The sequence below is a fragment of the Natronorubrum halophilum genome (assembly GCF_003670115.1).
In the GTDB taxonomy this organism is placed as follows: domain Archaea; phylum Halobacteriota; class Halobacteria; order Halobacteriales; family Natrialbaceae; genus Natronorubrum; species Natronorubrum halophilum.
This window is the reverse complement of sequence record NZ_QQTY01000005.1, coordinates 462,373-468,534: the sequence shown is the minus strand read 5'-3', so window position 1 is coordinate 468,534 and position 6,162 is coordinate 462,373. Positions and strand designations below refer to the sequence as shown.

5 protein-coding genes and 1 rRNA gene are annotated in these 6,162 nt (G+C 60.4%); 4 read left to right on the top strand and 2 right to left on the bottom strand.

The annotated features are described in order from the left end of the window. Both rrf and DWB23_RS21190 read left to right on the top strand, forming a co-directional pair. Positions 1-110: ribosomal RNA gene (rrf, locus tag DWB23_RS21195) — 5S ribosomal RNA — on the top strand; the annotation flags it as partial. A gap of 244 nt (positions 111-354) precedes the next feature. Continuing rightward, on the top strand, positions 355-714 hold the full coding sequence (locus tag DWB23_RS21190) for a DUF7344 domain-containing protein (protein ID WP_238717531.1): 360 nt from the start codon (positions 355-357) through the stop codon (positions 712-714). A 474-nt stretch (positions 715-1,188) separates the two neighbouring features. Here the strand turns inward: DWB23_RS21190 and coxB are convergent, their stop codons facing one another. After that, positions 1,189-1,962 carry a cytochrome c oxidase subunit II gene (gene coxB, locus DWB23_RS21185; RefSeq protein ID WP_121744757.1) on the bottom strand — a complete coding sequence of 258 codons (774 nt, stop codon included), beginning with the start codon at positions 1,960-1,962 and terminating at the stop codon, positions 1,189-1,191. 217 nt (positions 1,963-2,179) lie between these two features. Between coxB and DWB23_RS21180 the strand changes: the two genes are divergently transcribed. Continuing rightward, on the top strand, positions 2,180-4,465 hold the full coding sequence (locus tag DWB23_RS21180; RefSeq protein ID WP_121744793.1) for a DUF6789 family protein: 2,286 nt from the start codon (positions 2,180-2,182) through the stop codon (positions 4,463-4,465). Beyond that, positions 4,462-5,034 (top strand): hypothetical protein, encoded by a 573-nt coding sequence (locus DWB23_RS21175; RefSeq protein ID WP_121744756.1) that lies wholly within the window; start codon positions 4,462-4,464, stop codon positions 5,032-5,034. The genes DWB23_RS21180 and DWB23_RS21175 overlap by 4 nt, the downstream gene beginning before the upstream one ends. Before the next feature lie 101 nt (positions 5,035-5,135). Here the strand turns inward: DWB23_RS21175 and DWB23_RS21170 are convergent, their stop codons facing one another. Next, on the bottom strand, positions 5,136-6,047 hold the full coding sequence (locus tag DWB23_RS21170; RefSeq protein WP_121744755.1) for a manganese catalase family protein: 912 nt from the start codon (positions 6,045-6,047) through the stop codon (positions 5,136-5,138). Positions 6,048-6,162: the final 115 nt, after the last annotated feature.

Here is a 6,162-nt window from a genome sequence, read left to right as displayed (position 1 = left end):
AGCGGCGGGGTTCCTCCCGTACCCATCCCGAACACGGAAGATAAGCCCGCCTGCGTTACGGGGAGTACTGGAGTGCGCGAGCCTCTGGGAAAGCCGTTTCGCCGCCTCCACTCATACCTCGATCCCGAATCCGGGATCACTGCAGCAGCGTAGAACAGCCACGCTGCACTTTCATCACCCGTGAGAGGGTCCGCCGGGACTCTCTGCGGTATCACTACCCTGCACAGCGATGGCTGTGCGGGGTTGTTATCTGTCTCGAGGACGGTAATAACTGCATGTACTACTCACTGATTTCAGTAATACCAAATTTATTTGGAATGTGATTTATTCTAATGTGTGGGGAATCCACTGAATATGACCACGCCGGATCTTTCCCTCGATTCCATGTATGGAATCCTTTCGGAGCCCCGTCGCCGATACGTCCTATACTACTTTTTAGACAACGATCACGCAAATATCGAAGAACTCTCCCTACAGATTGTGGCATGGGAACAACGTATCTCGATCGATGAAGTCTCTGAAGAGCAAACGCAACGACTAACAAGTTCGTTAATTCATACGCACATCCCACTGCTTGCGGGTCACGGACTCGTCGACTACGATAGCCGAACCGGAGACATAATTATCGCTGACGGCTTCGCCGATATTCGCGTGACTGCCAACCGCGCCAGATCGATCGAAGAGGGGGAGGTTGAACTGACCGGCTCATCCTGAGAGGTGTCCCTCTACAGCGAGCCAATAACTCGATCGTCGGACAGCGACCAACGATAGTACTCGTTCTATCCAGACGTTCGGAGAGCGGTCGCCACGCTATACTCGAGTACTCGTAACTACACTCGAGACAGAAGAGAACGGGAGTTGCACACCTGCTGGTACGGCGACGGGAGCAGTCGCTCCGGTTCGAATCGGAAACGGTGTCACCCGGAACACTAACGTCCAGCCTCATCCCGTGGCGGCATGCCGCGTCGGCTGGCTAACCCTCGTGCCGGGCGAAGGAGTATCGAGCTCCTCGGTCGGGTGGGCGAAGCCCACCGAATTACTGTCGCGCGCCCGGGTTCGCCGTACTGTCATCGCACCCGAATGGGTTTGCTCGGACGGGGACTTGAGGCACGCAGTGTGACTAGACGTGCATCCGGTTTAACTCTTGCACTGTCAGCGTCGCTCCGCCAGTCGCGGTCGACGACGTTCTCAGGCGGGCTCCGGTGCCTCGGTGATGGTTCCCTCGTTCTCCGAAAGCCATTGGTCGTAGGTTGCTTGGTCGACGGCGACGACTTCGGCCTCCATCCTCGAGTGGCCAGCGCCACAGAACTCGGTACAAACGACGTCGTAGCGTCCGGGTTCGTCGACAGTGGTTCGGGCACGGGTGTAGTCGCCGGGGAACGCATCCTGTTTGATACCCAGATCCGATACGAAAAGCGAGTGAATAACGTCGTCACTGGTGAGCCAGATAGTCACGTTCTCGTCTGCAGGTATTACGATCTCGTTTTCGGTCGTCACGTTTGCCTCGGGGTAGGTCGCTTGCCATTCCCACTGATAGCCGCGAACGTACACCTCCTCGTCACCGGTTTCGGGGAGATCCGCGAGGGATTCGAATTCCTCCTGACTGCGGTCGTCGCCGTCGATCGCCTGGGAGGGTGACACGTAGGGATTGACGAGGACGCTGTAACCGGCGAGTCCGACGAACAGGAGGATGAGCGCCGTCGCAGCGGTCCAGGTGATCTCGAGGGCGGGATCCTCCGTGGTCGGCTGGGGATCGTCGTTGTCGTGAAACTTGACGGCCGCGTAGACGAGAATCATCAGGACGAACAGCGTCAACGGTAGAGCGACGTAGAGGAGTTGGTACTCGAGCCCATCGATGAGTTCGCGGTTGGGAGACTGTGCTGCGACCGTCCCAGTTAGCGCGAGGAGGCTCGAGAGCACCGTGACGGTCAGTGTGATGATCGTGCATCGGCGGCTACCCATTGGTGGCTGTTCGACGACCGGCGTGTTATACAGTGTTCATCGATATCTGAACAATCACGGATTCGTACCAGTACTAAACGCAGTACTGTTCGTAGAAACATCAGTAGTGCTGAAAGTCATAGGAACATCTATTCACCTTTATTGGAATCGATAATGAGCCTACCGCTATGCACGGCGACGAGCGGCGAGGATGGATGACTGGGGGTGGCGGGTGACGATGAACCGTGCACTCGTGGAGGTTTCACTGTTCGGAATCGTCATCGTTAGCTGTCTCCTGACGGTCGTGTTGGCGCGTCGGTTGCGATCCGATCCGTCACCGGACGGGGGCTACGCGACGGGTCGCAGGCGTCGGTTCGACCTGGCCGACCTCAAGTCCGCCGCCGTTCACTGGACGACGACGACCAACCACCGTGAGATCGGCCTGCTCTACATCGCGTTCGGCACCGTCGCGGCGATCTGGGGCGGAATTGACGCGATGATGATTCGGACGCACCTGTTGACTCCCGAAGCGAACCTCTGGACCGAGCAGACGTACAACGAACTGTTCACGATGCACGGGCTGACGATGCTGATCTTCTTCGTCACGCCCGTCTTCTTCGGCATCGGGAACTACTTTCTGCCGCTGCTGATCGGTGCTGACGACATGGCGTTTCCGCGGCTCAACGCGGTCGGGTTCTGGCTGTTACCCCCGTCGCTGTTGCTCGCTCGGCTGGGAATCGTCGCCGAAGTAACCGGTTCGTTGCTCGCAGTTGTCGTTCCGTCGGAGTGGCTGTCGGTTCTGTTTGCGTTTCAGGAGCCGGCGATCGGGTGGACGATGTATCCGCCCCTGTCACTGGCTCCGAACCCGCAGACGAATTTCCTCCTGTTAGGGCTGCATTTGAGTGGCATCGCTACCACGATCGGGGCGATCAACTTCATCACGACCATCGTCTACGAGCGCGACGAGTCGATCGGTTGGGCGAACCTCGATATCTTTTCCTGGAACATGCTCGTGACGAGTGCGATCATCGTCTTTGCGTTCCCGCTGTTGGGAACCGCGTTGCTCATGTTGTTGTTCGATCGAAACTTCGGGACGACGTTTTTCGCCGTCGAGGGCGGCGGTCCGATCCTCTGGCAGCACTTGCTCTGGTTCTGGGGCCACCCCGAGGTGTACATCATCTTCCTGCCAGCGACCGGGCTCATGAGCCTCATACTGCCGAAGTTCGTCGGGCGAAAGCTGTTCGGCTTCAAATTCATCGTCTACTCGACGATCGCTATCGGCGTCCTCTCGTTTGGCGTCTGGGCTCACCACATGTTCACGACCGGAATCGATCCCCGCATCCGGGCGAGTTTCATGGCCACCTCTATCGCCATCGCCGTTCCCAGCGCGATCAAGGTATTCAACTGGATCACCACCATGTGGAACGGGGACGTCAAGCTCGCCGCGCCGACGATACTCTGTGTCGGCTCGATCGGTCTGTTCATCGTCGGCGGTGTCACCGGCATCTTCCTCGCCGTGATTCCGGTTGACATCATCTACCACGGCACCTACTACGTCGTCGGTCACTTCCATCTCATCCTCATGGGGATCATCCCCCTCATGATGTTCGCCGCAAGCTACTACTGGTATCCCTTGATCACCGGCCGGATGTACGATCGACGGCTCGCGATCTTCCAGTCGTCGCTGCTCGTCATCGGCGCTGCGCTCACGTTCATGACGCTGATGGCGCTCGGCTTCCTCGAGCTCCCCCGTCGATACGCGACCTACCCACCGGAGTACGCGTGGCTACAGGTCGTCGCAACCGTCGGTGCCTTTCTGATCGGGATCAGCGTCCTCATGTGGCTGTACAACATGCTCTGGTCGTACTTTCAGGGTGCGCCCATCGAAACCGCCGATCCCTGGGAGCTGAAAGCGACCGAGCAGTTCACCCCCGAGTGGCAATGGTTCGAGGATCGCCTCGAGCGCAAGCACGGGGTGCCACCGAGCGAACCCGACGAAACCCGCCCGTCGTACGTACCGGCCCAGGAGGATCGGCCGTTGTCGCTGTACAGCCGGATCAAACCGGTCGCGCGGACCGCCGCCAACGATGCTGGAACGGGTGCGGTCGGCGGCTTCGTCGGTACGATGTTCATGACCGGCGTGCTCCTCGTCGCGGTGGTGCTGGGCGCGTTCGAACTCGAGTCCTTCGCGAACCTCGCGACGTTCGTCGGGCTGCCGGCCAACCTCACCCTGGGCTACGGGCTCTTCCTCGTCGGCGGAATGACGGTTTGGCCGCTGCTGTTCCTATCGCTGGGTGAGTACTTACCGGGTGAGCTCACGCTCGTCACGGGGCTGTGGTACGCGACCGTCATCGCCTCGGGATTCGCGCTCGCCTTCTATACCGGCCAGCTCGGCCTCGAACTGGTGACGTACCTCCTCTTCGTCTTGCTCGCTCACTGGATCTACGGGCTCGGACTCGCCGGCACGATCGCGTTCCTCGGCGGTCGCCAACGCCGTCCGTCTACGGGGGACGAGAACGAATGAGCGCCGATGACGACCCGTCTCCCGACGCGACCGAACCGCCCGCCACCGACGAGACGGGTCCGATCGAACCGACGCTGGAGACGGAGTCGATACTGTTGACGTACGCGGCACCCTTTCTCGGCGTCGTCCTGATCGCCGTCGGTATTCCGCTCGCGATCGTCGGCGGCTACGTCGTCGTTCAGGACGGCGTCGGTCTCTGCGGTGAGCCGACGATCTCGGCCACACCCGCGGACGAATACGGCGGAGCGACGGCGACTATCGAGGAACTGCCAGCCCAGGAACTCTCGACCGCCGAACGACAAGCCCTCGAGGAAGCGATCGACAGTCCGCTTCGGGAGGGGACAATCGACGGCGAGGGTTCGAACGAGGAGGCGCTGCTCGAGGGGGTGATCGTCGAGTACGAAGGCGAGCGCTACTACGTCCAGATCACGTCTCAAAATACCTGTCTCGAGGTCGAGCCGCTGTTGTTCCCGATCGGCGGCGTCGCGATTTTCATCGGCGTTCTGGGCGTGTTGACACCGCCAATCTATCGGAAGATGGCCGGCTTCGAGGAGCGGATGCAACGCTAGCGCTCGGTTCCATCGATGATTCCGGGATCGAAAACTACGTTCGACTGGTGTCGATCGGGAAGCGCAACGGTACGAAACGAGGCGGGTGCGTCGCGCTCGTGCTACCTGTTCGACTCGTTAGAGGTGTTCGACTTGTTCGAATCGGTCGCGGCGTCCGATCCGCTCGCCGTGTTCGACCCGTTGGTGGTCGACTCGTCGGTTCTGTTCGGTTCGTTGTTCGTCATCGGATCCGGCTGGGGAGCGACGACCTCTCCGTCACCCGGCTGTTCGGGGGCGTAGGAGAACTGGCCCTTGCCGTCCGGCGCTTCGCCCTGGGTCCAGGGGTAGCCGGGATCGGGCTGCTGTTCGCACCGGGTCGAGATGAACGTGTAGTTGTATTCCTGGTTCTCCTGTTCCTGCGGAAAGCTCGCGGGCACCGGCACCGGATCGTCCAACGTTTCCAGGGCCTCGAGCCACTGGTTCTGGTGCATGGTGTCCCGGGCGATTAGATAGGAGAGCATGTCCTTCATGCCCGGATCGTCGGTGTACTCCCAGAGGCGAGTTGCGAGGGTCCGACCGGTCGCCTCGGCCATCACGTTCGCGTAGAGATCCCCGGCGAGGTTGCCCGACGCGGCGATATAGCCCCCGGTGAACGGAACGCCGTTGCTGTCGACGGGCATCGCCGACTGGCCGGCCGAGAGGAACTGACGCGGGTTCTGTCCGGTCATCGCCGCGGCGGTGGCTGCGGTTTCCCGGGCGTCGTCGTCCATCTGCTTGGGCGAGCCTCGGAGGTTCTTCGTGACCGCGGTGGCGAGCATTTCGATGTGACCGAGCTCCTCGGCGGCGGTTTCCATCAGCAGGTTCCGATATTCCTCGTAGTCCTCGGGCAGCGCCCAGGCCTGGAACATGTACTGCATGGCGACGCGCATCTCGCCCTCCTGGCCGCCGATCGCTTGCTGCAGAAGCTTGGCGAAGTGGGGATCCGGTTCTTCGACGGTAACCTCGTACTGGAGTTCCGGTTCTTGGAAGAACATCCACTCCGTTCTCCCCACAACGATCCTGATAATGGTGTTACTTGCCTACGCGCCGTTGTACTGACATATGGTGGCGGCGTTGTGTCAGCATGGCAAACCATTATGATAGCCTCGG